This window comes from Microbacterium sp. ZXT2-5 (genome assembly GCF_055329545.1).
Genome location: NZ_JBUZWD010000001.1, coordinates 1943884 through 1968274, shown reverse-complemented (window position 1 = coordinate 1968274; position 24391 = coordinate 1943884). Strand labels below are relative to the sequence as shown.

The 24391-nt window shown below is 71.1% G+C and carries 19 protein-coding genes; 6 read left to right on the top strand and 13 right to left on the bottom strand.

The window, feature by feature from the left end:
- Positions 1–143 precede the first annotated feature (143 nt).
- Both ACZBH1_RS08620 and ACZBH1_RS08615 read left to right on the top strand, forming a co-directional pair.
- The gene (locus ACZBH1_RS08620) at positions 144–575 is read left to right on the top strand and encodes a hypothetical protein (protein WP_463646147.1); all 432 of its coding nucleotides are present in this window, start codon (positions 144–146) and stop codon (positions 573–575) included.
- A 97-nt stretch (positions 576–672) separates the two neighbouring features.
- On the top strand, positions 673–825 hold the full coding sequence (locus ACZBH1_RS08615) for a hypothetical protein (protein WP_463646146.1): 153 nt from the start codon (positions 673–675) through the stop codon (positions 823–825).
- Here the strand turns inward: ACZBH1_RS08615 and ACZBH1_RS08610 are convergent.
- The 8 genes from ACZBH1_RS08610 to ACZBH1_RS08575 all read right to left on the bottom strand — a co-directional run bounded on the left by ACZBH1_RS08610 (position 804) and on the right by ACZBH1_RS08575 (position 14549).
- Entirely contained in the window at positions 804–2246 is a 1443-nt protein-coding gene (locus tag ACZBH1_RS08610; RefSeq protein WP_463646145.1) for an HNH endonuclease signature motif containing protein, read from the bottom strand. The genes ACZBH1_RS08615 and ACZBH1_RS08610 overlap by 22 nt on opposite strands.
- A 185-nt stretch (positions 2247–2431) precedes the next feature.
- The gene (gene pulA / locus ACZBH1_RS08605; RefSeq protein ID WP_463646144.1) at positions 2432–8149 is read right to left on the bottom strand and encodes a pullulanase-type alpha-1,6-glucosidase; all 5718 of its coding nucleotides are present in this window, start codon (positions 8147–8149) and stop codon (positions 2432–2434) included.
- Between the two features lie 322 nt (positions 8150–8471).
- Positions 8472–9650, bottom strand: a complete 1179-nt coding sequence (locus ACZBH1_RS08600; RefSeq protein ID WP_463646143.1) for a thiolase family protein — start codon at positions 9648–9650, stop codon at positions 8472–8474.
- Between the two features lie 78 nt (positions 9651–9728).
- Positions 9729–10181, bottom strand: a complete 453-nt coding sequence (locus ACZBH1_RS08595) for a hotdog fold thioesterase (protein WP_463646142.1) — start codon at positions 10179–10181, stop codon at positions 9729–9731.
- Positions 10182–10185: 4 nt separating this feature from the next.
- Positions 10186–11376, bottom strand: coding sequence for a bifunctional 2-methylcitrate synthase/citrate synthase (locus ACZBH1_RS08590; protein ID WP_463646141.1), 1191 nt, complete (start codon positions 11374–11376; stop codon positions 10186–10188).
- Positions 11377–11390: 14 nt separating this feature from the next.
- Entirely contained in the window at positions 11391–12290 is a 900-nt protein-coding gene (gene prpB / locus ACZBH1_RS08585) for a methylisocitrate lyase (RefSeq protein WP_336394415.1), read from the bottom strand.
- The gene (locus tag ACZBH1_RS08580; protein WP_463646140.1) at positions 12290–13816 is read right to left on the bottom strand and encodes an MmgE/PrpD family protein; all 1527 of its coding nucleotides are present in this window, start codon (positions 13814–13816) and stop codon (positions 12290–12292) included. The genes prpB and ACZBH1_RS08580 overlap by 1 nt, the downstream gene beginning before the upstream one ends.
- 16 nt (positions 13817–13832) lie before the next feature.
- On the bottom strand, positions 13833–14549 hold the full coding sequence (locus tag ACZBH1_RS08575) for a GntR family transcriptional regulator (protein WP_336395042.1): 717 nt from the start codon (positions 14547–14549) through the stop codon (positions 13833–13835).
- A 209-nt stretch (positions 14550–14758) separates the two neighbouring features.
- Here ACZBH1_RS08575 and ACZBH1_RS08570 point away from each other — a divergent pair, with 209 nt between their 5' ends.
- The 4 genes from ACZBH1_RS08570 to ACZBH1_RS08555 are packed head-to-tail and all read left to right on the top strand — an operon-like array spanning position 14759 to position 18381.
- Positions 14759–15700 carry an ABC transporter ATP-binding protein gene (locus tag ACZBH1_RS08570; protein WP_463646139.1) on the top strand — a complete coding sequence of 314 codons (942 nt, stop codon included), beginning with the start codon at positions 14759–14761 and terminating at the stop codon, positions 15698–15700.
- The gene (locus ACZBH1_RS08565; protein WP_463646138.1) at positions 15697–17316 is read left to right on the top strand and encodes an ABC transporter permease; all 1620 of its coding nucleotides are present in this window, start codon (positions 15697–15699) and stop codon (positions 17314–17316) included. The genes ACZBH1_RS08570 and ACZBH1_RS08565 overlap by 4 nt, the downstream gene beginning before the upstream one ends.
- A gap of 5 nt (positions 17317–17321) precedes the next feature.
- Complete coding sequence (locus tag ACZBH1_RS08560) at positions 17322–17840, top strand: GbsR/MarR family transcriptional regulator (RefSeq protein ID WP_336394411.1); 519 nt, start codon at positions 17322–17324, stop codon at positions 17838–17840.
- Positions 17841–17850: 10 nt separating this feature from the next.
- Positions 17851–18381, top strand: a complete 531-nt coding sequence (locus ACZBH1_RS08555; protein ID WP_336394410.1) for a ribonuclease H family protein — start codon at positions 17851–17853, stop codon at positions 18379–18381.
- A 24-nt stretch (positions 18382–18405) separates the two neighbouring features.
- Here the strand turns inward: ACZBH1_RS08555 and ACZBH1_RS08550 are convergent, their stop codons facing one another.
- From ACZBH1_RS08550 to ACZBH1_RS08530, 5 genes are all read right to left on the bottom strand, one after another.
- On the bottom strand, positions 18406–18768 hold the full coding sequence (locus ACZBH1_RS08550; RefSeq protein ID WP_336394409.1) for a VOC family protein: 363 nt from the start codon (positions 18766–18768) through the stop codon (positions 18406–18408).
- 74 nt (positions 18769–18842) lie between these two features.
- Complete coding sequence (locus ACZBH1_RS08545) at positions 18843–19322, bottom strand: NUDIX hydrolase (RefSeq protein WP_463646137.1); 480 nt, start codon at positions 19320–19322, stop codon at positions 18843–18845.
- A 1-nt stretch (position 19323) separates the two neighbouring features.
- Complete coding sequence (locus ACZBH1_RS08540; protein ID WP_463646136.1) at positions 19324–20337, bottom strand: aldo/keto reductase family protein; 1014 nt, start codon at positions 20335–20337, stop codon at positions 19324–19326.
- 94 nt (positions 20338–20431) lie between these two features.
- Complete coding sequence (locus ACZBH1_RS08535; protein ID WP_463646135.1) at positions 20432–22546, bottom strand: ABC transporter ATP-binding protein; 2115 nt, start codon at positions 22544–22546, stop codon at positions 20432–20434.
- A complete protein-coding gene (locus ACZBH1_RS08530) occupies positions 22543–24276 on the bottom strand; it encodes an ABC transporter ATP-binding protein (protein WP_463646134.1) in 1734 nt (577 codons plus the stop codon). Before ACZBH1_RS08530 ends, ACZBH1_RS08535 begins: the two co-directional genes overlap by 4 nt.
- Between the last annotated feature and the right edge of the window lie 115 nt (positions 24277–24391).

Sequence of the window (24391 nt, the reverse complement as noted above, 5' to 3'; positions counted from 1 at the left end):
CGCGACGGCGGTCAGGTGCGGCGCTTGGACTCGCGGAAGCGTGACGGCGACCGCGGCCGACCTCTAGGCTCGCGGCTATGACCGCCGTGGCAGCTGCACATCATCTCCAGCGCCGGCGAGACGCTGCTGGTGCGGCTGAGCCTGTGACGCGGCCGGGTCGGCGGGCCGCCGCGCCACCGATCGCGGCCGTCGTGCTCGCACTGCTCGCGCTGACCGGGTGCTCCGGCTCGGGCGCCGACCAGACGATTCGTGGGATCCCCGACGACTGGGAGGGCCCGATGCCCGACCCCCTCAGCGGCGAGCCCTCCGCAGGCTGGATCGACGACGACGAGTTCGCGATCATCACGATGGGCAGCGGCAGCTGTCCGCCGGTCCCGTCGGCACCGCAGGTGCGGGGCAGCGGCGAGGTGGAGGTCGAGTTCGGGCCGTCGCCGAACAACCCCTGCACCGCGGACATGGGACCGACGACGCACGTGTTCAGGCTGCCGCCCGCGGTGATCGACCGGCCCGTCACGGTCACGGTGACGTACCAGGACTACGACGAGGTGTACGAGCTCGAACTGCCCGGCTCGTAACGGTCCGGACCCCCTCATGCCCGTCGGACATCACGCACCGGCCCCGACATCGCGGCACGCACCGGCCCCCGACATCGCGGCACTCACGGCGTTCGCGGTGTTCGCGGTGTTCGCGCCGATCGCGCCGATCGCGCCGATCGCGCCGATCGCGCCGGTCGCGCCGGTCGCGCCGATCGCGCCGATCGCGCCGCGTTTGGCCGCATCCGATCACTGCCGACAGCGACGTGGTCAGATGCGCAGCGCGATCTGATCTCGCTGTCTGGTCGGGGACTTCGTGGCCGGCCGCCACTTCACCTCGGCATCCCACCAGTACGGGCCCTTCACGTACGGCACCCCCTCGACCATCGCCACCTGCCACCCGCCGGAGTCGATGGTGCGATGGTGGAACCAGCACAGCAGGACCCCGTTGTCGGTGTGCGTCGACCCACCCCGCGAATGCTCCTCGACGTGATGCACTTCGCACCACTGCGGCGGCACCTGACACCCGGGGATGAGGCATCCGCCGTCACGCAGGGTGATGGCCCGGCGCTGGTGATGGTTGAACACGCGGTCGAGCGTCCGCATCGACACGATCCGACCGGCCGCGCCGAGCACGACCCGCTGCACCGCACCCGCGCAGGCGATGTGCCGGGCCGCCGCGATCGAGACCGGCTCGTCGCCGCCGGGGAGGTGCGCGTACCCGCGCCCCGACGCGAGGTCTTGTTCGCGCACGGCCACGACCAGTGTCGGTGCGGCGCCACCGAGCATGGGCAGTTCACCGGATGCCACCGCTGCCGCCAGCAGCACGGCCAGCGCATCGTGCTGCTTCTGCTTGCGGGTGCGCGAATCGGCGGCATCCTCGGACGGCGCGCCGCAGTCGTGGTCACTGTCGGCGTCGGCGTCAGTGAAGCACGGGCCGCCCATCGCGGGCGCGGCGTCCACACGAGGGTTCAGCACGCTGTCGAACCCGAGTCGCAGCTGCGCGGCGACTTCGGGCAGGAGATTGCCGCGCACCGGGACCAGCCCGTCACCGTCGCGTCGCCCCACCGTGAGTCCCCGCTTGCGCAGCGCCCTCGCCTCGACGGGCTCAGCGCCATCGGGATCGAGGTAGGCCGCCCACACCTGTGCGAGCGCGCGCAGCTCGTCGGCCGAGGCCGGGCCTGCGGCATCCGGCCCCGCACCGGCTGCCGCGGCCGCGAGCTCTTCGTCGGCGGCGAGCATCTCGACCCGACCCACGCCGACGCGACGGAATGCCGAGGCCACCGCGACGACCGCATCGACGCCCACCTGCCCCGCCGCGAGCGCGTCGCGCATGCACGGGAACGTCGCAGGCAGCAGCTCTCCCGTCGACGGCGCGGTGCTGCGCTGCACCACGCCGGCCGCGGCGGCGAGATCGGCCGCGCTGCGCCCCGACAGGCGCGTGGCCCGCTGTACGAGCTCGCTGAGGTTGCGGCACCCGTACCGCGTCGTCGCCCGGTCGGGGTGGGGCCGAAGGTCGTCGCGCGCCTGCAGCTGCGCCACGGCCTCGACCATGACGGCCTCGACGCCGCGGTGCACCCGAGCCGCGCCCGCGAGCGCCGACAGCACCTCGCCGTCGTCACAGGCACGCAACCCGTCATCGGCGAACGCCGCGGCGACCACGCCGGCGAGCGCGTCGGCGAGGTCGGCGAGGGCTGCGGCGAACTGCGTCATACCCCCATTGTGGCCAGGGGTTCCGACATCGAAACGCCCAGATCAAAAGCTTTTTCGAACCAGTGGATAACCCGTCTGGAGCACGCGATCCGGCGCCCTGTGGAGGAGGCGCTGCCCCCCCCCCCCCCCCCCAGCGGACGAGCTCCCGGCGCTCGCCCGCCACGTGACGGGCGAGCGCCGGTGAGTCAGCGCCGCTGGGTCTCGACGAGCACCACCGCCGTGCGGGCCGGGACGGTGACCGTGCCGCTGGCGGCGTCCCACGTGGTCGTCTTCACGACGGGGTCGGCACCCTGGGCGAGCGCCGGCGCCAGCGAGAACGGCCGACCCTCGAGCTCCGAGATGGTCTGCGTCGTGGTCTCGGTGCCCGCGTTGAACACCACGAGCGCACCCTTCAGCGCGGGATCGACGTCGGCGCCCACCAGATCGTCGATGAGCATGACGATGACGCCGGGAGCGGCATCCGTCCCGCTGTTCGGGAACGAGACCTTCTGCTCGATCAGGCCGGCGGACCCGAGACGCAGCAGACCCACCTGCTCGCGCACGCGGAGCAGATCGAGGGCGGATGCCTCGGCCGCGGCGATGTCGGACGCACCCGGCTTGTTCGCGGGGTCTGCCAGGAGCGGCGCGAGGTCGTCCCAGTGGCTCCCGTTGTCGCCCTCGCGGGGCAGGCCCGAGCCGAACGTGGACTCCTGGCCGGTCCAGTCGATGCGATTGAACCAGTCGCCCGAGTTGTAGCTGTTGCGGTCGAGCGACTTCGAGCGGAGGAGCTCCGTGCCGGCGTGCCAGAACGACGGGGTCTGGGAGTAGGCGGTGGTCGCGAGCGACAGGGTGTTCATGCGCACGCGGTCCGCCATCGGGGTGTCGGCCGGCAGCTTCAGCACGCCGAGGTCGTACAGCGTCTCGTTGTCGTGCGCGTCGACGTAGGTGATGACCTCGTCGGGCTGGTCGGCGTACCCGGCGGGCGAGCCGTTGTAGTCCAGCTCGTCTCCGGCCTTCACGGTGCCGTCGGAGGCGGTGAACGAGAAGTCGCGCAGGTTGCCCGCGAGTCCCAGCTTCACCAGGTCGGTCTTGTGCGCGAGGTCGGCGAAGGGGTCGCCCGGCGCCGACCGGTCGCTGCCGTTCGGGTCGGTGGCCAGACCCGTGCCGAAGCCCTGGTAGAACTTCGAGCCGCCGTCGACCGGGCTGCCGCCGTGGACGGCGTCGCGCAGCCGGTCGGAGAACGTGCCGATGCCGGTGCCGCCGAGCTGACCCTGGGTGGCCTGCTCGAACAGGGCGTTGTTCGCGACCTCGCCGAAGTTCCAGCCCTCGCCGTACAGGTAGATCGCCTCGCCGTCGACGCCGTCATGCTCGAGCGTCAGCTCGTCGAGCGCATCGCGGATGGCGAGCATGTTCGCCTTCGAGTGGTGGCCCATGAGGTCGAAGCGGAAGCCGTCGACCTTGTAGTCACGCGCCCACGTCACGACCGAGTCGACCATGAGCTTCTGCGCGACCTCGTGCTCGGTCGCCACGTTCTGGCAGCACGTCGAGGTCTCGACGCCGCCGGCCGGGTTGAGACGGTGGTAGTAGCCGGGCACGACCTGGTCGAGGACGGACTTGGCCTCCTGGCCCGACTGCGCGGTGTGGTTGAAGACCTGGTCGAGCACGACCTGCAGACCCATCCCGTGGAGGGCGCCGACCATCGAACGGAACTCGGCGACGCGCGCACCGCCCTCTGGATCGGTGGCGTAGGAGCCCTCGGGCACCGTGTAGTGGTACGGGTCGTAGCCCCAGTTGAAGCCGTCGGCGTCGACGACCGCCTCGATGCACGCCTGCTGCTCCGTGCCGTCCGGCGCGAACGAGGCCAGGTCGCAGGCGGGCACCGCCTGCTTCGACCGGTCCTCCTCGATGGTCGCGATGTCGAACGTGGGCAGCAGGTGCACGGTGTTGATGCCGGCGTCCGCGAGCTCGCGCAGCTGCGCGGTCCCCGCGCTGTCGCGCGTGAACGCCGTGTACGTCCCGCGCTCGGCCTCGGGCACCGACTCATCGGTGATCGAGAAGTCGCGCACGTGCAGCTCGTAGATCGCGCGGTCGACGGGGCGATCCACGACGGGAGCCTCGGTCTTCTCCCACGCCTTGGGCCGCCACGACTTGTCATCGAGGTCGACGGCGACGGAGCGCTCGGAGTTCAGGGTGAGCGCGAGGGAGTACGGGTCGGTGACCTGGTTGGTCTCGATCGCCCCGGTGGTCGGCGCGTAGACGACGACCTCCCACAGGTACTCGTCGCCCTTGAGCTTCTTCCCGCCCTCGACGGTCCAGATTCCGGATGCCTCGTCCCACGTCGCCTCGTGACGTGCGGCGTCGCCGTCGGCGCCGGCGTCCCGCGTCAGCAGCGTCGCGGCCTGCGCGGTCGGCGCCCACAGGCGGAACGTCGGCTTCTTGCCGTCGAACGACACACCGAGCTCCACGTCGGCGACGACGTCCGCGTAGAGGTCGTCGAGGACGCCGGGGATCTGCACGCCGGTGAAGGCGCGGATCGCGCCGTCGGCGTCGCGCTGCGACACCATCAGCTGCCCGCGGAGCAGGGCTGCGGCATCCGTCCCGTCGGCCACCTCCAGCGCAATGAAGCCCACCAGCGCCGGGAACCGCTCCTCCTGCTCGTCGGTGAGGCCGCCGTCGATGCGGGTCAGGTCGATCGCGGCGCCCCCGACCACCGCGCCCTCCTCCAGCGCGAGAGTCGCGTCCAGGGATGCGTGCAGCTGCCAGGTCGCCGCGACGTCGGCCCCGAGGTCGGCCGGCCAGGCGATGGTGCGCTCGTCGATCCAGTGCGCGCGCTCCTCACCGAGGCCCGCGATGCCCTCGCCGCCGATGTCGAGCACGTGCGTCGCGAGGGTGTACCGGAAGACGACGGGTGATCCCTCCTCGGCGGTGAACGAGTAGTTCGACCCGCCGGGCGCCCCGCCCACGCCGTAGTTCTCGCTCCAGCTCATGCCGTGGGCGACCTTCGCCTCGTAGGCGCCCGCCGGAAGCGTGACCGAGAGCTCGTAGACGCCGTCCTTGTCGCCGTCGGCCATGAGGCTCGCGAGGCAGTCGGGCGCCCAGTCACCGGCGCACCCCGCTTCGCTCTGGTACGAGCCGGGCACCGTCACGATCGGACCCTCCGCCGTCGACTGGACGACGTTCGACCGCGGGTCGAAGTAGAACGTGATCTCACCGCCGGGGTGGTCGATGGCGATGTTCGAGCCGTCGCGCACGCCGTTCGCGCCGTAGTTGATCGCCCACGAGCCGTCGATGGCGACCTTGTACTCGTATTCGCCGGCGGGAAGGTCGAACGTGCCCGCCCAGATGCCGTCGGCGCGCAGCGTCAGCTTCGCGGCCTCGCAGGCGGGCGCCCAGTCACCGGCGCACCCCATCTCGTCATTGAGGCTGCCCGGGACGGTCACCATCGAGATCGGCGACTCCGGCTCCTCGGAGACCTCCAGCGTCACCGGGTCGCCCACGGAGGCGTAGGTGGACGCGGCGGCGTGGCCGCCCGCGGCATCCGTCGTCACGGCGCGGTACTCGACGAGCGTGCCGTCCGCGAGCCCCTCCACCGTGTGGAAGACGCGCGGGTCGGAATCCTCTGCGGTGCCGAGCGCGTGCCATTCGGCGGAGCCGACCACGCGCCAGGCGAAGCTCGTCTCGGTCCAGGTCGCGTCGTCCACGTCGGCGGAGATCGGCGTGGAGCCGCTGACGCCCGCACCGGGGGCCGGTGCCGAGACCGCGACCGCGAGCGGCGCCTCGGGGGCCGTGACGGGCGCGTCGGCGCGATATACCACGGCCGAGAGCGCCGGGACGGTGACGGATGCCGCGGCCGAGGCATCCGTCGTGATCCCGGTCGTCGTGCCGTAGACCGGCGCGAAGGCCGTGCTCCGGGTGAGCGTGGTCAGCGCGACCGTCTTCTCGGCCGTCGTGTTGTTGAGCGCGACCAGGTATTCGACCTTCTCGTCGCGGTCGACGCGCGAGAAGGCGTAGACGCCCGCGCCGCTGTCGGCGTGGCGCTCGATCTGCGCGCCGGTGACGAGCGCAGGGTGGGCCGCGCGCAGTGCGGCGAGCTCGGCCACGTGCGCGTAGACCGGCGCATCGGTGGCGTAGCGGTCGACCGCTCCGGCGATCTCGCCCGTGATCAGGTTCTGGTCCTGGTACTCGGTGACCTGCGAGGCGAACAGCGACTGCCGCGCGCTCTTGTCGTTGCCGGGCTCCGCGCCGACGAAGCCCTGCTCGTCGCCGTAGTAGACGACGGGCTGGCCGCGGCCGAGGAACATCAGGTCGTGCGCCAGCAGGTCGCGTTCGAGCGCGTTGTCGCTGTTGCGCAGCATGAAGCCGACGCGGCCCATGTCGTGGTTGCCGAGGAAGGTCGGCAGGGCCGTCGCCGACGAGTCGGGGGTGGTGTACCAGTCGTCACCGGCGTAGAGGCTCTGCAGGCCCTTGGCGCTGTTGCCGGCGGCGAAGCTCACAGCGGAGGACTGGAAGGTGAAGTCGAGCACGCTCGACATGTCGGTCTCGCGGACGTACGGCGCGAGCTTCACCGGGTCGGCGTCGTACACCTCGCCGAACATGAAGAAGTCCTTCTTGCCCTTGACGTCGCGGGCGTAGTCGAGCACCTCGGCGGTCCACTGCTCCCAGAACTCGAAGTTCACGTGCTTGGCGGTGTCGATGCGGAAGCCGTCGATGCCGAGGTCGATCCAGTCCTGGTACACCTCGACGAACCCGCTCACGACGGTCGGATGCTCGGTCATGAGGTCGTCGAGGCCGTCGAAGTCGCCGTAGGTGACGGACTCGCCCGACCAGGTCGAATTGCCGCGGTTGTGGTACAGCGTCGGGTCGTTGAGCCACGCCGGCGTCTTCGCGGACTCGTCGCCGGCAGCGATCACCGGCGTGTACGGGAACGACGTCTCGGCGTCGAGGTCGGGGAATGACCCGGTGCCGGCGTAGGTCGCAGGGTCGAAGGCGGCGTCGCTCGCGTCGCGGTACGGGCTGGTGGCCTGGTCGACGTACGAGTACTGGCCTTCGGCGTACGAGATGACGTCGGCGGTGTGGTTCGTGATGATGTCGAAGTAGACCTTGATGCCCTTGGCATGGGCTTCGGCGATGAGCGCCTCGAGCTCGGCGTTGGTGCCGAGGTGCGGATCGATCTGCGTGAAGTCGGTGATCCAGTAGCCGTGGTAGCCCGCGCTGGCGTTCGCGCCCTCACCCTGCACCGGACGGTTCTTGAAGCTGGGGGTCAGCCAGATCGCCGTCGTGCCGAGGCCGTCGATGTAGTCCAGGTTCTCGCGCAGCCCCGCGATGTCGCCGCCGTGGAAGAAGCCCTTGTCGGCCGGGTCGAAGCCCGTCGCGAGGCGGTCGCCCTCGAGCCCGCCCTGGTCGTTCGACGCGTCGCCGTTGGCGAAGCGGTCCGTCATGACGAAGTAGAACTGCTCCTGGCTGCCCGGCTGCCGCACCGGAGCGGCGACCAGCGCGTCGTCGTCGGCGGTGTAGCCGGCGCGGAGGGTCACCGCCTCGAGGCCGACGCGGTGGGTGGTGTCGTCGAAGAGGAAGCGGAGCGTCGCCGGGCCGGCGATCGTCAGCGGGATGTTCTCGCCGTCGCGGCCGTACGCCTCGTCCCACGTGTCGTTCACGGCGACCTTGTACTCGTACGAGCCGGCGGGCACCTCGAACTCCGCCGCGTACACGCCGGCGTCCGCGGTCGCGACGAGTTCGGTCGCGGCACAGTCGGGCTGCCAGTCCCCGCTGCAGCCGATCTCGGACTGCAGGCTGCCGACGAGGGCGAACGTGCGGTCGGCGGCGGCGGCGGGCGCTGCGGCGACCACTCCCCCGGTGACGATCAAGGCGGCGGCGGCAAGAGTCGCGGCAGCGCGGCGGACACGGGTGGAGGTCGTCTTCGACACGGAGGCTCCAGGTGGGGCGATGGCACGGCGACGTGCCGGATGGGGAGTGTGTGCGGCCGACGCTAGCAGCGGATTCACCGATGTTGCAAGCGCTTACAGCATGAGAAGCCTTTCATCTGGCGCTAGCCGCGCTCCCCGGCATCCGTCCCCGCGCGCATCGCGCAACCGCTTGCAGCGCCCCCGCCCGGCGCGCTTCCGTCCCGCGGTCGGCAAGGCAGCGGGCAAACACCACGTCCGCGACGAGACACCACGGTGCGTTGCGGTGTCTCGTCCGAATCGTGGTGTTTCGCCTGGGACGTCGGGGCGGCTCGACCCGCCGGCGTCAGAGCCGCTCGATGACGGTGGCGTTGGCCATGCCGCCGCCCTCGCACATCGTCTGCAGGCCGTAGCGGCCGCCGGTCGCCTCGAGGTACGAGACCAGCGTGCCGAGCAGTCGCGTGCCCGACGCGCCGACGGCGTGGCCGAGCGCGATGGCCCCGCCCCACGGGTTGAGGCGGGCAGGGTCCGCGCCGAGCTCCCGCTGCCACGCGAGCGGCACCGAGGCGAAGGCCTCGTTGACCTCGTAGGCGTCGAGGTCGTCGATCGACAGTCCGGTGCGGTCGAGGATGCGGCGGGTCGCCGGGATCGGGCCCGTGAGCATGAGCATCGGGTCGTCCCCGACGACGGCGAACGCGTGGAAGCGCGCGCGGGGCGTCAGGCCGAGTGCGACCGCCCTCTCCTCGCTCATGATGAGGACGGCGGATGCCGCGTCCGTGAGGGGCGACGACGTGCCCGCCGTGATCCGCCAGTCGAGGTCGGGGAAGCGCTCGGCGAGCGCGTCGGTGCGGAAGGCGGGGCCCAGCCCGGCCAGCCCCTCCGCCGTCGTCCCCGGGCGCACCGTCTCGTCGAACGCCACCGCGTCCGCGCCGCCGGCGAGCACGGGCAGCACCTGGGAATCGAAGGCGCCGCGGGACCAGGCATCCGCCGCCCGTCGATGCGACTCGGCGGCGTAGGCGTCCAGCTGCCCGCGGTCGAGATCCCACTTCTGCGCGATCAGCTCGGCCGAGACGCCCTGGTTCACCAGTCCCTCGGGATAGCGGTGGGCGAGGCCCTCGGCGATGCTCCCGCCGGCGCGCGACGACCCGAGCGGCACGCGGCTCATGGACTCGACGCCGGCGGCGATCACGATGTCGTAGGCGCCGGCGATCACGCCCTGCGCGGCGAAGTGCGCGGCCTGCTGACTCGATCCGCACTGGCGGTCGATCGTGGCGGCCGGGACCGTCTCGTCGAAGCCCGCGGCGAGGACCGCCTGCCGCGCGATGTTCATCGACTGGTCGCCGATCTGGCTCACGCAGCCCATGAGCACGTCGTCGACCTGACGCGACTGGAGCCCGTTGCGCTCGAGCAGCGACCGCAGCACGCCCGCCGCGAGGTCGACCGGATGCACCGCGCTGAGCGCTCCCCCGGGCTTGCCGCGCCCCGAGGGGGTGCGGACGACGTCGACGATGACGGCTTCGGGCATGGGAGTCCTCCTGAGAACGAGCCTAAGTCGGCGACGGATGCCGCGCACCGGCGGCCGCTCCGCCCTGCGGCAGACGGGTCAGGCCCTGGCGTCGGGGGTCGCGTAGGTCGAACGCTGCTCGATCACCGCGAGCGTGCACCGCGAGATGCACACGAGCTTGCCGGCGTCGTCCACGATCCGGATCTCCCAGACGTGCGCACGGCGGCCGACGTTGATCGGCGTCACCGTCGCCGTCACCGAACCGCCTGAGACCGGCCGCAGGTGGTTGGCGTTGATCTCCATCCCCACCACGTGGAACCGCTCGCGGTCCACCGCGAGGTGGCCGGCCCACGACGCGAGCGTCTCGGCGAGCGCGACCGAGGCGCCGCCGTGGAGCACGCCCGCCGGCTGCACGGTGCGGTGGTCCACCGGCATCCGTCCCACCAGCGCGTCGTCGCGGATCTCGACGATCTCGATCCCGAGGTGCTCGATCAGCGTCCCCGGCGCCATCGCCACGAGGTCGACGCCCTCGAGGTCGTGCCACAGGCTCATGGGGTCATCCCGCCGGCTCCTCCGCGCGCTTCGCGGCTTCGAGGGTCGCGGCATCCGGAACGTACCCCTCGATGTGGCGCTCGTCGGGACCGTTGTACTCCGACAGCGGGCGGATGAGCGCGTTCGACGCCAGCTGCTCCGTGATGTGCGCGGTCCAGCCGGTGACGCGCGCGGCGACGAACAGCGGCGTGAAGCTGAGCGTGTCGAAGCCCATCAGGTTGTACGCCGGACCCGACGGGTAGTCGAGGTTGGGGTAGATGCCCTTGCGCTCGACGAACTGGGATTCGAGCGCGTCGTACAGGGCGGCCACGTCGGGCCGGTCGTAGTGCTCGACGAGCGTGTCGAGGGCGGCCTTCATCGTGGGCACGCGCGAGTCGCCGCGCTTGTACACGCGGTGGCCGAAGCCCATGATCTTGCGCTTCTCGGCGAGCGCCTGGTCGAGCCACGGCCCGACGTTCGAGGCGTCGCCGATCTCGTCGAAGATGTGGAGCACGGCCTCGTTGGCGCCGCCGTGCAGCGGCCCCTTGAGCGCGCCGATGGCGCCCACGACCGCGGAGTACAGGTCGCTGAGCGTCGAGGTGATGACGCGCGCCGTGAACGTCGAGGCGTTGAAGGAGTGCTCGGCGTAGAGGATCATCGAGCGGTTGAACGCGTCGACGACGACCTCGTCGGCCTCCTCGCCGAAGGTCATCCAGAGGAAGTTCGCGGCGTAGTCCAGGTCGTCCCGCGGCGCGATCGGCTGCTGGCCCCGGCGGCGGCGCTGGCCATAGGCGACGATCGCGGGAAGCACGGCGAACAGGCGGATGCTGCGCGCCAGGTTCTCCTCGGCGCTGCCGCTCACCTCGAGCACCGAGCCGGTGCCGGCGAGGTCGCGCGCGCCGATGAGGCTGACCGCGGTGCGCACCTCGTCCATAGGGTGCGCGTCGATCGGCACGAGGTCGATCGCCGCGCGCACGTCGGCGGGCAGGTGCCGGTAGGCCCGTTCGGTCGCGCGCAGCTGCGCGAGCTGCACGTCGGTGGGCAGCTCACCGTGCCACAGCAGGTAGGCGACGGCTTCGAACGGCTGGGTGGCCGCCAGCTCCTGCACGGGGTACCCCCGGTACAGCAGCGAGTTCGTCTCGGGGTTCACCTTCGAGACCGCCGTGTAGTCGACGACGACGCCGGCGAGGCCCTTCTTGATGTCGGGTTCGGTCATGGCTGGTGCTCTCCTCAGCGGGCGATCTGGAAGTTGAAGACGCTGGTGTCGAACTGGTTGTACTGCTCGTAGTCGATGAGGTCGTAGAGGTCGGCGCGGTGCTGCATCTCGTCGAGCCTGGACGTGAGGTGCCCTTCGTCTGAGAGCGTATCGAGGGCGCGGGATGCCGCGCCCATGGCGATCCGCAGCAGCGAGACGGGCCAGATCACGATGTTGACCCCGACGTCGCGGAGCTGATCCACCGAGAACAGCTCGGACTTCCCGAACTCGGTCATGTTCGCCAGGATCGGCACGTCCACCGCCGCGCGGATCGCGGCGAACTCGTCGAGGGTGCGCATGGCCTCGGGGAAGATCGCGTCGGCCCCGGCGTCGACGAGGGCCTTCGCACGCCGGGTCGCGGCATCCAGCCCCTCCACCGCACGGATGTCGGTGCGCGCCATGATGAGGAAGTCCGGATCGCGGCGCGCGTCGGCGGCGGCGCGGATGCGCTTGATCGCAGTGTCCTCGTCGACGACGGCCTTGCCGTCGAGGTGGCCGCAGCGCTTCGGATTGATCTGGTCCTCGATGTGGGTGCCGGCCAGGCCCGCATCCTCGAGCGTCTGGATCGTGCGGGCGACGTTCATCGGCTCGCCGAACCCGGTGTCCGCGTCGATGATCGCGGGCAGGTCGGTCATGCGGGCGATCTGCTGCCCACGGCCGGCGACCTCCGTGAGCGTCGTCAGGCCGATGTCGGGCAGCCCGAGGTCGGCGCTGAGGACGGCACCCGAGATGTAGACGCCCTCGAAGCCCTTGCGCTCGATGAGCCGGGCGCTGAGCGGATTGAAGGCGCCGGGGAACCGCAGCAGCTCCCCGCTCGCCAGCCGCTCCCGGAACCGCCGCCGCTTCTCGTGCGCCGGCACGGTGGAGTACAGCATCAGAACAGCCCCTTCGGCGCCGGGGCGGCGGCGAGCACCCCGAAGTCGGCGACGATCGTGAGCTGCTGCACCTCTTCGGGGGTGAGCTCGGGCAGGCGCTGCGCCAGGTCGAGGAATCGCTCGATCTCATCCGCGGCGAGCACGCCCTCGGCGAGGGTGCGGAACTTGCGCACGTAGTCCTCGCGCGCGAACGGCCGCGCGCCGAGCGGGTGGGCGTCGGCCACGGCGATCTCGTCGACGACGGTCTCGCCGCTGGTGAGACGGATCTCGACGCGGCCGCCGAAGGCCTTCTCGTTCGGGTCGTCGGAGTGGTAGCGGCGCGTCCACTCCGCGTCTTCGGCCGTCGTGATCTTCTGCCACAGCTCGACGGTGTCGGCGCGGCCCGCGCGCCCGGGAGTGTACGAGTCCACGTGGTGCCAGCCGCCGTCCTGCAGTGCGACCGCGAAGATGTACGGGATCGAGTGGTCCAGCGTCTCGCGCGACGCGGTCGGGTCGTACTTCTGCGGGTCGTTCGCCCCGGAGCCGATGACGTAGTGGGTGTGGTGCGAGGTGTGCAGCACGATCGACTCGACGTTCGCCGGGTCGGCGAGGTCGGGGCGCTCGCCGTGCAGCTTGCGCGCGAGATCGATCCAGGCCTGCGCCTGGTACTCGGCCGAGTGCTCCTTCGTGTACGAGTCGAGGATGCCGCGCTTGGGCTCGCCCGCGCCCGGCAGCGGCACCTCGTACGTGGCATCCGGCCCGTCCAGGAGCCACGCGATCACGCCGTCCTCGCCCTCGTAGATCGGGCTCGGGGAGGTCTCGCCCCGCATCGCCCGGTCGACGGCCTCGACCGCCATCTTGCCGGCGAAGGCCGGGGCGTGCGCCTTCCAGGTGGAGATCTCGCCCTTGCGCGACTGGCGCGTCGCGGTCGTGGTGTGCAGGGCCTGACCGACGGCCTGGTAGATCGTCTCGACCGGGAGGCCGAGGAGCGTGCCGATGCCGGCAGCGGCCGACGGGCCGAGGTGGGCGACGTGATCGATCTTGTGCTTGTGGAGGCAGATCGCACGGACGAGGTCGATCTGGATCTCGTAGCCGGTCGCGAGCCCGCGCACCAGCGCCCCGCCGTCGGCGCCCACGTGCTGGGCGACGGCGACGATCGGCGGGATGTTGTCGCCGGGGTGCGAGTAGTCGGCCGCGAGGAACGTGTCGTGGTAGTCCAGCTCGCGCACCGCGACCCCGTTGGCCCACGCCGCCCACTCCGGGCTCGTCTTGCGGTCCAGGGCGCAGCCGAACACCGTCGCCCCCGAGCCGCCGACCGACACGGCGTGGTCGAGCGCCTGCTGGCGGGCAGCGCTCACCGGGGCGCGGGTGAGGGATGCCGCAGCCACCGCCGCGTTGTCGATCACGCGGTTGATGATCATGTCGACGACGTCGGCGTCGACCTCGACAGGGTCGGCCGCGACCTCGGCGATATGCCAGGCCAGCTGCCCTTCCCGCACGAGGTGCTCGTCGCTGCGGTGGACGCGGAGGTGGTGGATCACGGTCATGGCCGGCCTTTCGGTGTCACTGCCCTTCGCCGGGCCCGGCGGCCGAGGCGGTCGCGGGGACCGGTTCGGCCGCGGAGCCCGTCGAGGCGTCGAGGGAATCGAGGATGTTGGTGAGCGCGTTGTGCAGGTGCACGTGGGTGGCGTGCGCGGCGAGGTCGGCGTCGCGCGCCGCGATCGCCGAGGCGATGAGCCGGTGCTCCGAGACGGATGCCGCGAGCCGGCCGGGATTGTCGCGCGCCAGCCGCCGCACCCGCACCAGGTGGGTGCGCACGGTGCGCAGCGCCGCGGTGAGGTAGTCGTTGGCGACGGCGGTGTCCAGGGCGAGGTCGAAGCGCGCGATCAGCGCGTAGTAGGCGTCGCGCACGTCGGCGCCGCCGGACCGGCCGCCGTCGCCGGGAAGGTCGACGCGGGCGAAGTCGCGGGCGAGGTCGGCGAAGGCCGCGGCGTCGCCGCGCTCGGCGGCGAGGCGGGCCGCCGACTCCTCGAGGGCGCGGCGCACCTCGAAGATCTCGCGGATGTCTTCGGCGTCGATCGCGGTGACCACGGTGACCCGCGGAGACTGCTGGGCGACGAGGCCGTCCGCCGCGAGGCGGCCGAGCGCTTCGCGCAGCGGGGTGCGGCTCACGCCGAGCCGCGCGGCCTGCTCGACCTCTCCGAGGACGGCGCCCGGACGCAGCATGCCCGACTGGATCTCGTCGAGGAGGGTCGCATAGGCGCGGTCGCTCGCGCGCATTCGCACCACCTCCTCGTCCTGCATCTCAGCCAGTGTATACATTCGGCGTCGTCAGTGCGAGTGGAGCGGGTCCCTGCGCGGCGTAGGTATACATTTTCCCGACGCTCGACGCTGCGGGGCCATCGCCGCAGCCCCCGGGCTTCGCGCCGACCGTGAGGAAAGCGTGAGGAGTCTTCAGGAATTTGTGAAATCGGCGTACCTTCAGCGCCATGACCACTGTCATCAACACGCGCGACCTCACCAAGCACTACGGCCGCGTCCACGCTCTCGACGGCTTGGACCTCACCGTCGACGAAGGTCAGGTCCACGGCTTCCTCGGCCCGAACGGTGCCGGCAAGTCGACCACGATCCGCGTGCTGCTCGGGCTCGCGCGCAAGACGTCGGGCGAGGCATCCGTCTTCGGCCAGGAGCCGTGGCGGGACGCCGTCGCGCTGCACCGCCGGATCGCGTACGTGCCCGGCGACGTGAGCGTGTGGCCCAATCTGTCCGGCGGCGAGGCGATCGACCTGATGTCGCGGCTGCGCGGCGCGTCACGAAACGACGCCGCCTACCGCACCGAGAAGGAGCGCCTGATCGAGGCGTTCCAGTTCGATCCGCGCAAGAAGGGCCGGGCGTACTCCAAGGGCAACCGGCAGAAGGTGGCGCTCATCGCCGCCTTCGCGGTGCCCGCCGACCTCTACATCCTCGACGAGCCCACGAGCGGCCTCGACCCGCTGATGGACGTCATGTTCCGCCGGGAGATCGCCCGCGTGCGGGCCGGCGGCGCGACGGTGCTGCTGTCGAGCCACATCCTCTCGGAGGTCGAGCAGCTGTGCGACCGGGTCTCGATCATCCGCGCCGGCCGGGTCGTGGAGTCCGGCACGCTTGCAGACCTGCGGCACCTGACGCGCACCGAGATCTCGTTCGAGGGGACGGATGCCGCGAGCGCGGCCGGCATCGCCACCGCCCATGACGTCGTGGCCGACGACGGGCGGGTGCGCTTCACCGTCGACAGCGACTCCGTCGCGGGCACGCTGCCCGAGCTCGCCGCCCGGGGCGTCGCGGGCCTTCGCATCGCCCCGCCGTCGCTGGAGGAGCTGTTCCTGCGGCACTACGGCGACGACCTGGCGGCACTCACTCCCGAGCGCACCGGCGAACCGGAGCTGCGATGAACCGCCTGCTCGCGCTGCTCGGCCAGCGCGCGCGGCGCGACTGGCTGCAGGTGCTGCTGTGGGGCGTCGGCACGGCGCTCCTCGCCTACGCGTCGTTCATCGGGGTGCGAGACGCGTACGGCACCGCTCAGGACCGCACCTCCCTCCTGGCGGCGGCGCTGGCGAACCCCGTGATCCTGATGTTCCGCGGGCTGCCGTCGGGCGCCGACGAGGGCGCCTTCATGATCTTCCTCATCTTCCCGTGGCTGGCGATCCTCGCCGCATTCATGAGCACGTTCCTCGCCGTGCGGCACACCCGCGGCGACGAGGAGACCGGGCGGGCCGAGCTCGTCGCCGCGACGCCGGCGGCACGGACGATGCCGTTCGCGGCCACCGCCCTTCACGGTCTGCTCGCGAACGCGCTGCTGGCGGCGCTGGTGGCGAGTGCGTTCCTCGCGGTCGGGGCCGAGGCCGAAGGCGCGCTGCTGGCCGGGACCGCGACGGGCGCGGTCGGCGTGACATTCCTCGGCGTCGGGCTCCTCGCCGCCCAGCTCATGCGCACCTCCCGCGGAGCGAACTCGCTCGCGGTCTGGACGCTCATTGCGACCTTCGTGATCGCGGGCTTCGGCAACGCGATCGGCACGCCGAGCGACGACCTCACGCGCATGGAGAGCTCGTGGCTCACGTGGCTCTCCCCCTTCGGGTGGGGCGAGAACACGCGGGCGTTCGATGAGAACCTGTGGTGGCCGGCGCTGCTCTCCCTCGGCGTGGGTGCGGTACTGGCCGCCGTGTCGGCCGTCCTCGTCGCGGCGCGCGACCTCGGCGGCAGCTTCATCGCCGAACGGCTGGGCCGTGCGGATGCCTCACCGGCCCTGTCGGGACCGATGGCACTGGTGTGGCGGCTCACCCGCGGCGCCGTGCTCGGCTGGGCCGTCGGAGGCTTCCTGATCGGCGTCCTGTCGACCTCGCTCGCCTCCCTGGTCGAGGAGATCGGCGCATCCAACCCCGCCGTCGAGCAGATCCTCCGCCAGATCTCCGGAGCGGGCAGCGTCCAGCAGGGCACCATCACGACGTTCTTCACCATGCTGGGGGTCCTCGCCGCCTGCTGCGCGGTGCAGGTCGTCTGCCGCGCACGGCAGGAGGAGGCGCACGGCACCGCCGAGCCGCTGCTGGCAGCACCCGTCGGACGCGTGCGGTGGCTCGCCGACTACCTCGTCGTCGCGCTCATCGGCGTGGTTCTGGTGATCGCCGCGGCGATCGCCGGGGCGGCGCTCGGCATCGCGGGGCAGGACGGCGACACGGACCTCATGCGCACGGTGCTGGTGACCGGCGCGGGGCAGGTGGCGGCGGCATCCGTCTTCCTCGTCGTGACGGCTCTCGCCTTCGTGCTGGTGCCGCGCGCGACGATCCCCCTCGGGTGGTCGCTGGTGCTCCTCGGCATGGCGCTGGGACTGTTCGGCCCGCTCTTCGGCTTCCCGGAGTGGCTCGTGCAGGCCTCGCCGATCGCGGTCACGCCCTTCGTCGACGGCGATGCGGTCGACCTGCGGGGGCTGTGGTGGCTGGTGCTCGCCACGGGCGCCGGGGCCGTGGCCTCCCTGTCGCTGATGCGCCGTCGCGAGCTGGCGTCGGCAGGATAGGACCCATGCCGACAGATCACCCGGGGACCGAACCGGCCGAGCAGGCCGCGGCGATGCTGAACGCGGTGGGGATGCCGCGCATGCCCGCGCGGGTCATGATGGCGCTCGCCGGCTCGCCCGACGACGGCTACACCGCTGCGGAGCTCGCCGAGCGACTCGGCGTCTCGCCGGCAGCGGTGTCGGGGGCGGTGCGCTACCTGGTGTCGATGCGGCTCATCCACCGGCTGTCGCGACCGGGCGACCGCCGCGATCGCTACGACCTCGCGGACGACTCCTGGTCGGGCATGATCGCGGCGAACGCGCCGCTGTACGGCAGCCTCGCGGCCTACCTCGACCGCATCGCCGAGGACAACGCGGACGCACCCCTGTCCGCCGCCCGCGCGCACGAGATCGCCGACTTCCTGCGATACCTGTCGGAGCGGATGCCGCAGCTCGCGGCCGAGTGGCGGGCCGAGCGCGACGGCGGCGAAGGCGGCACCCGGGCCGGGCTCCGCGCGGACGGGGGCGGGTCCGGGGCCGGGTAGCCTTGCCCGAGTGACCGACGCGCCCCGCTACATCGTTGCCACCGACGGAGCCTGCAAGGGCAACCCCGGACCGACGGGGTGGGCGTGGGTCGGTGAGGACGGCCACTGGGCCGCCGGGTCGATCCCGGTCGGGACCAACAACGTCGGCGAGCTCACCGGACTGCTGAAAGCCATCGAGGACCACGCCGACGTTCCGAACCTCGTCGTGCAGGCCGACTCGAAGTACGCCATCGACACATACACGAAGTGGATGGACGGCCACCGCCGCCGCGGCTGGAAGACCTCGACCGGCGCACCGACGAAGAACGTCGACATCCTCGAGCAGCTCATCGTCGCCCGCGACGCCCGGCGAGCCGCCGGGCTTCCCGACGTCGTGCTCGAGCACGTGCGCGGCCACTCCGGCCACGTGCTCAACGCGTGGGCCGACGAGCGGGCGGTGCGCGCGTCCGAGCACGCCGCGAAGGGCGTCGCGAGCGCGTGGTCGTCACTCGGCGCCCAGGACCGGATCGACGTCTCGACGCGTCCGAAGAACGGCCGCTGAACCTCAGAGCTGCGCCCGGAGGGCTCAGGCGTCGGTCGTGCCCTCGTAGAGGCCGATCGCGTTCCCGTCGGGGTCGGCGATCACGGCCCACCAGCTCGTGGGAGAGATCTGGTCCTTCTCCATCAGCACCGTGGCGCCGGCATCCTTCGCCGCCGCGACCGTCTCGTCGATGGAATCGACCTCGACGTACGAGCGGGGCTGCGTGAAGCCCTCCCCGCGCGGAGCGAGGCCGCCCCCCGAGATCTTGTTCGGCGCCTGCCACATGGGGTAGCCCTCGAAGCCGGGCACCTCGGCGATCTGCCAGCCGAACAGGCCGGAGTAGAACTGGGCCGCCTTGCCGAGGTCGGTGACGGGAATGTCGATGTGCGTGATGTCGCCGTGGGCCATGGTGTTCCTCTCGTGCGGATCCGACCCGGACAGTCTCCGCCGCCCTCACGGCCCCCGCAAGGCCCCGGACGGGCTCAGGGACCGGAGGAGAAGGCCTCCGCGAGATGCTGCTCCAGCGCATCGATCGCCGGACGCTGACCCTTCACGAGGCGCTCGCGTGCGGCATCCGTCGCGGTCCATTCGACACGGTCGACCTCGGGGAACGACGCCGTCCGCCCCGAGCGCGGCGGCCATTCCAGCTCGAACTCGCCGAACTCGAGGCCGTCCAGCGAGAATCCGCTGCCGTCGGCGACGAACACCGTGACGCGCTTGCCCGACGAGTAGGCGAACGTGCCGAGCTCGGCGTAGGGCGGCTCGGGCGGGTCGATGCCGAGCTCCTCGCGGAACTCGCGGCGCGCGGCATCCAGCGCGCCTTCGCCTTCGGTGAACTCCCCCTTGGGGATGGACCACGCGCCGGCATCCTTGCCCGCCCAGAACGGCCCGCCCATGTGCGCGATGAGCACCTGGGGCTCGGGCTGGATCCGGTACAGCAGGATGCCGGCACTGGTGACCATGTCAGACCACGCGGGTCTTGGGCGAGACCGTGTAGGTGTCCTCCGGGTCGTCGTAGACCACGCCGGAGAGCGCGGCGTCGATCGCGGACATCGTGTCGGCGTCGAGCACGACGCCCGAGGCCTTGACGGTGTCGGCGAGCTGCTCTGGACGGGATGCCCCGACGAGCGCCGACGCGACGTTCTTGTTCTGCAGCACCCACGCGATCGCCAGCTGCGGCAGGCTCAGCCCCGCCTGCTCGGCGACGGGCTTCAGGCGCTGCACGGCCTCGAGCACCTCGTCGCGCATGAAGCGCTGGATGAACTGCGCGCCGCTCTTCTCGTCGGTCGCGCGCGACCCCTCGGGGAGCGGCTGGCCGGGAAGGTACTTGCCCGACAGGACGCCCTGCGCCATCGGCGACCACACGATCTGGGAGATGCCGAGCTCCTCGGACGCCGGAACGACCTTGCCCTCGATGACGCGCCACAGCGCCGAGTACTGCGGCTGGTTGGAGATGAGCTGGATGCCGTAGCTCTTGGCCAGGGCGTGGCCCTCGCGAAGCTGCTCCGCCGTCCACTCCGATACGCCGATGTAGAGCGCCTTGCCCTGGCGCACGATGTCGGCGAACGCCTGGAACGTCTCTTCGATCGGGGTCTCGTAGTCGTAGCGGTGCGCCTGGTAGAGGTCGACGTAGTCGGTGCCGAGGCGCTTGAGCGAACCGTTGATCGACTCGAGGATGTGCTTGCGGCTGAGCCCGGTGTCGTTCGGGCCCTTGGGACCCGTCGGCCAGTACACCTTCGTGAAGATCTCGAGGGACTCGCGCCGCTGGCCGGTCAGCGCCTTGCCGAGCACCTCCTCGGCGAGCGTGTTGGCGTACGTGTCCGCCGTGTCGAACGTCGAGATGCCGGCGTCGAGCGCCGCGTGGACGGTGTCGATGGCGGCGGAGTCGTCGACCTGCGAGCCGTGGGTGACCCAGTTGCCGTAGGTGATCTCGCTGACCTTGAGACCGCTGTTTCCGAGGTACCGGTAATTGACCATGAGAAAACGCTACCCGCCCGCGCCATGGGGTCGGCGCGCGCGCGTCCATTTGCGAACGGATGCCGAGGGCTCGACTGCTGTCGAGCCCGCGGTCTCAGCTCACCGAGGCCGTCTCCCCTTCGGTCGCGTCGTCCGGCACGACGCGCGCCGTATCGGGCTGCCCGGCGTCGGCGAGGGCGGGCGCCTCGTCGTCGACGTCGGTCGCGGCCTGCTGGAACTGCGAGTTGTACAGCCGGAAGTACGCGCCCTTGACGGCGATGAGCTCGTCGTGCGTGCCCTGCTCGACGATCCCGCCGTTCTCCATCACGAGGATGAGGTCGGCGTCGCGGATGGTCGACAGGCGGTGTGCGATCACGAACGACGTGCGGCCCTCTCGCAGCGCCGCCATCGCGTGCTGCAGCAGCAGCTCGGTGCGGGTGTCGACCGAGCTCGTCGCCTCGTCGAGGATCAGCACGGACGGCTGCGCCACGAACGCGCGCGCGATCGTGATCAGCTGCTTCTCGCCCGCCGAGATGTTGGACGCCTCCTCGTCGAGGAGCGTGTCGTAGCCGTCGGGCAGCGAGTGCACGAACCGCTCGACGTACGTCGCGCGGGCGGCGGCGAGGATCTCGTCGTCGGTGGCGTCGGCACGGCCATAGCGGATGTTCTCGCGGATCGTCCCGGCGAACAGCCACGGATCCTGGAGCACCATGCCCGTCTTCGCCCGCATGTCGCGCCGGGTGAGCAGCGAGATGTCCTGCCCGTTGAGCAGGATGCGCCCGCTGTCCAGCTCGTAGAACCGCATGAGCAGGTTGACCAGCGTCGTCTTGCCGGCACCCGTGGGGCCGACGATCGCCACCGTCTGCCCGGGCTCGACGCGGAACGACAGGTCGTGGATGAGCGGGTGGTCGGCCGAGTAGGAGAACGCCACGTCCTGGAACTCGATCGTCCCGTCGCCGTCGACCGGCGCCGGCGCGTCGGAGGCATCCGGCTCCTGCTCGGGCTCGTCGAGGATCTGGAAGACCCGCTCCGCGGATGCGGTGCCGGATTGCACCACGGCAGCCATGCCGCCGAGCTGCGACAGCGGCTGGGTGAACTGCTGCGAGTACTGGATGAACGCCTGCACGTCGCCCAGCCGGAGCTGGCCGCCGGCGACCATGAGCGCTCCGAAGACCGCGATGCCCACGTAGGTGAGGTTCCCGATGAACATCATGGCGGGCATCATCGTGTTCGAGAGGAACTGCGCCATGAACGACGCCTGGTACAGCTCTTCGTTCTCGGCCCGGAACGCCTCGCGCGAGCTCTGCTCGCGGCCGTACACCTTGACCAGCGCGTGCCCCGAGAACGACTCCTCCACGCGCGCGTTGAGGCGCCCGACCTTGCGCCACTGCGTGCCGAACGCCTTCTGCGAGCGCGGCCCGATGACGCCGAACAGCACGCCCATGAGCGGGAAGCTCACCAGCACCACGAGCGTCAGCTGCCACGAGATCGACAGCATCATGATGAGCACGCCGACGACAGTCAGCACCGCGGTGAGCGCCTGCGACAGCGACTGCTGCATCATCTGGGTGATGTTGTCGATGTCGTTGGTGACCCGGGAGATGAGCTCGCCGCGCTGCACCCGGTCGAAGTACCGCAGCGGAAGGCGGTTGACCTTCGCCTCGACGTCTTCGCGGAGGCGCCAGATGAGGCGCACCATGATGACGTTCATGACGTAGCCCTGCAGCCACATCAGCAGCGCCGACGCGAAGTAGAGTGCGAGCACGATCAGCAGCACGCGGCTCAGCGCCAGGAAGTCGACGCCGGCGCCCGGCACGAAGTGCTGCATCGCCTGGACGATGTTCGCGAGATCCTGCTGTCCCTGCGCCTCGAGGCCGGCGACCACCTGCTCCTTCGTGGTGCCCGCCGGTGCCATCGACGACACGACGCCCTCGAAGAGGATGTTCGTCGCCTCGCCGAGCACCTTCGGCGACAGCACGGCGAGCACGACGCCCGCCGCGCCGAGGACCGTCGCCAGCGTGAACGCGACCGCGTGCGGCTTGAGCAGCCCGAGCAGGCGACGGAACGACGGACCGAAGTGAGCGGCCTTGCCGGGGGCGACCGCGCCGCTCCAGTCGTCCGCGGCGATGCGCGCCTGCTCGCCGAGCTCGATCTCGGCCTTCTCCTCGGCGCTGAGCTCCGCGACGGCGTCCTGAACGCGGCGGCGAGACCTGGGCTGCTGCTCACTCATCGGGCGACCTCCGCTCCGAGCTGGGATTCGACGATCTCGCGGTACGTCTGGCTGCTCTCGAGCAGCTCCTCGTGCGTGCCGAGCCCGACCACGCCGCCGTCGTCGAGCACGACGATGCGGTCGGCGTCGATGATCGTCGAGACGCGCTGCGCGACGACGATCTTCGTGACGTGCGGCAGCTCCCGCCACAGTGCCTGCCTCAGCCTCGCGTCCGTCGTGAGGTCGAGCGCCGAGAACGAGTCGTCGAACACGAGCACGCGCGGGTCGTGGACGATCGCCCGCGCGATCGCGAGGCGCTGGCGCTGGCCGCCCGACACGTTCGTGCCGCCCTGCGCGATGCGCGCGTCGAGCCCGCCGTCCATCTGGCTGACGAAGTCGCTGGCCTGGGCGATCTCGAGCGCCCGCCAGAGCTCGGCGTCGGTGGCATCCTCCCGCCCGAACCGCAGGTTGGAGCCGACGGTGCCGGTGAACAGGAACGGGCGCTGCGGCACGAGGCCGATCGTCCGCCACAGGGCGTCGAGGTCTGCCCGCCGGACGTCGACGCCGCCCACGAGCACCGCGCCGTCGGTGACGTCGAACAGCCGCGGGATGAGCGAGACCAGGGTCGTCTTGCCCGCACCCGTCGAGCCGACGACGGCGACCGTCTCACCCGGATCCGCTCGGAACGTGACGTCCGCGAGGATGGGGTGCTCGGCGCCGGGATAGGTGAAGGTGACGCCGCGGAACTCGACCGCCCCCGGCTCGGGGAACGCGGCGACGGCGTCCGCCGGGCGCACCAGCGTGGAGCGCGTGTCGAGGACTTCGCCGATGCGCTCGGCCGAGACGGCCGCGCGCGGGATCATCAGCGTCATGAAGCTCGCCATGAGGACGCCCGAGAGGATGATCATGGCGTACTGCATGAAGGCGAAGAGCGTGCCGATCTGGATCTCGCCGCTGTCGACCTGCATGCCGCCGAACCAGATCACGCCGATGACCGTGACGTTGAGGATGAGCATCACGGCCGGGAACAGCAGCACGAACAGCGAGCCCACCTTGCGGCCGACCACCATGATGTCGGTGTTCGCGACGCGAAAGCGCTCCTCTTCGATGGGCTCTCGCACGAACGCCCGGATGACGCGGATGCCGGTCAGCTGCTCGCGCATGATGCGGTTGACGCCGTCGAGCTTGCCCTGGAAGCTGCGGAACAGCGGCACCATGCGGGCGATCACGACGCCGGCGACCAGCAGCAGCACGGGGACCGCGATGGCGAGGATCCAGGCGAGGCTCGCCGCCTGGTCGATCGCCAGGATGATCCCGCCGACGGCGAGGAGCGGCGCGGAGACGAGGAAGGTCGCGCCCATCATCGTGAGCATCTGCACCTGCTGCACGTCGTTGGTGTTGCGGGTGATGAGGGAGCCCGCGCCGAAGCCGGTGACCTCGCGCTCGGAGAAGGCCGACACGCGCTCGAAGATGTCGTCGCGCATGTCGCGGCCGAGCTTCATCGCCGCCCGGGCCGCGAAGTACGTCGCGATGATGGCGGCGACGATCTGGCCGAGCGAGATCGTCAGCATGACCACGCCGGTGCGCCAGATGTAGTCGGTGTCGCCCCGGGAGACGCCGTTGTCGATGATGTCGGCGTTGAGGCTCGGCAGGTAGAGCGATGCCAGAGCGGAGGCGAACTGGAACACCAGCACGCCCAGCAGCAGCCACCCGGATGACTTCAGGTAGCGGACGAGGAGCTTGGCCAGCACGGAGGTCTCCCGGATGCGGCGGCACGGCAGGGCATGGCGAAGCCCGGCTCATGCGATGGATGGATGCGGCTCCCACCCTGGCACGGGCCGCCGACATCGCGCATTCGCGTTCACC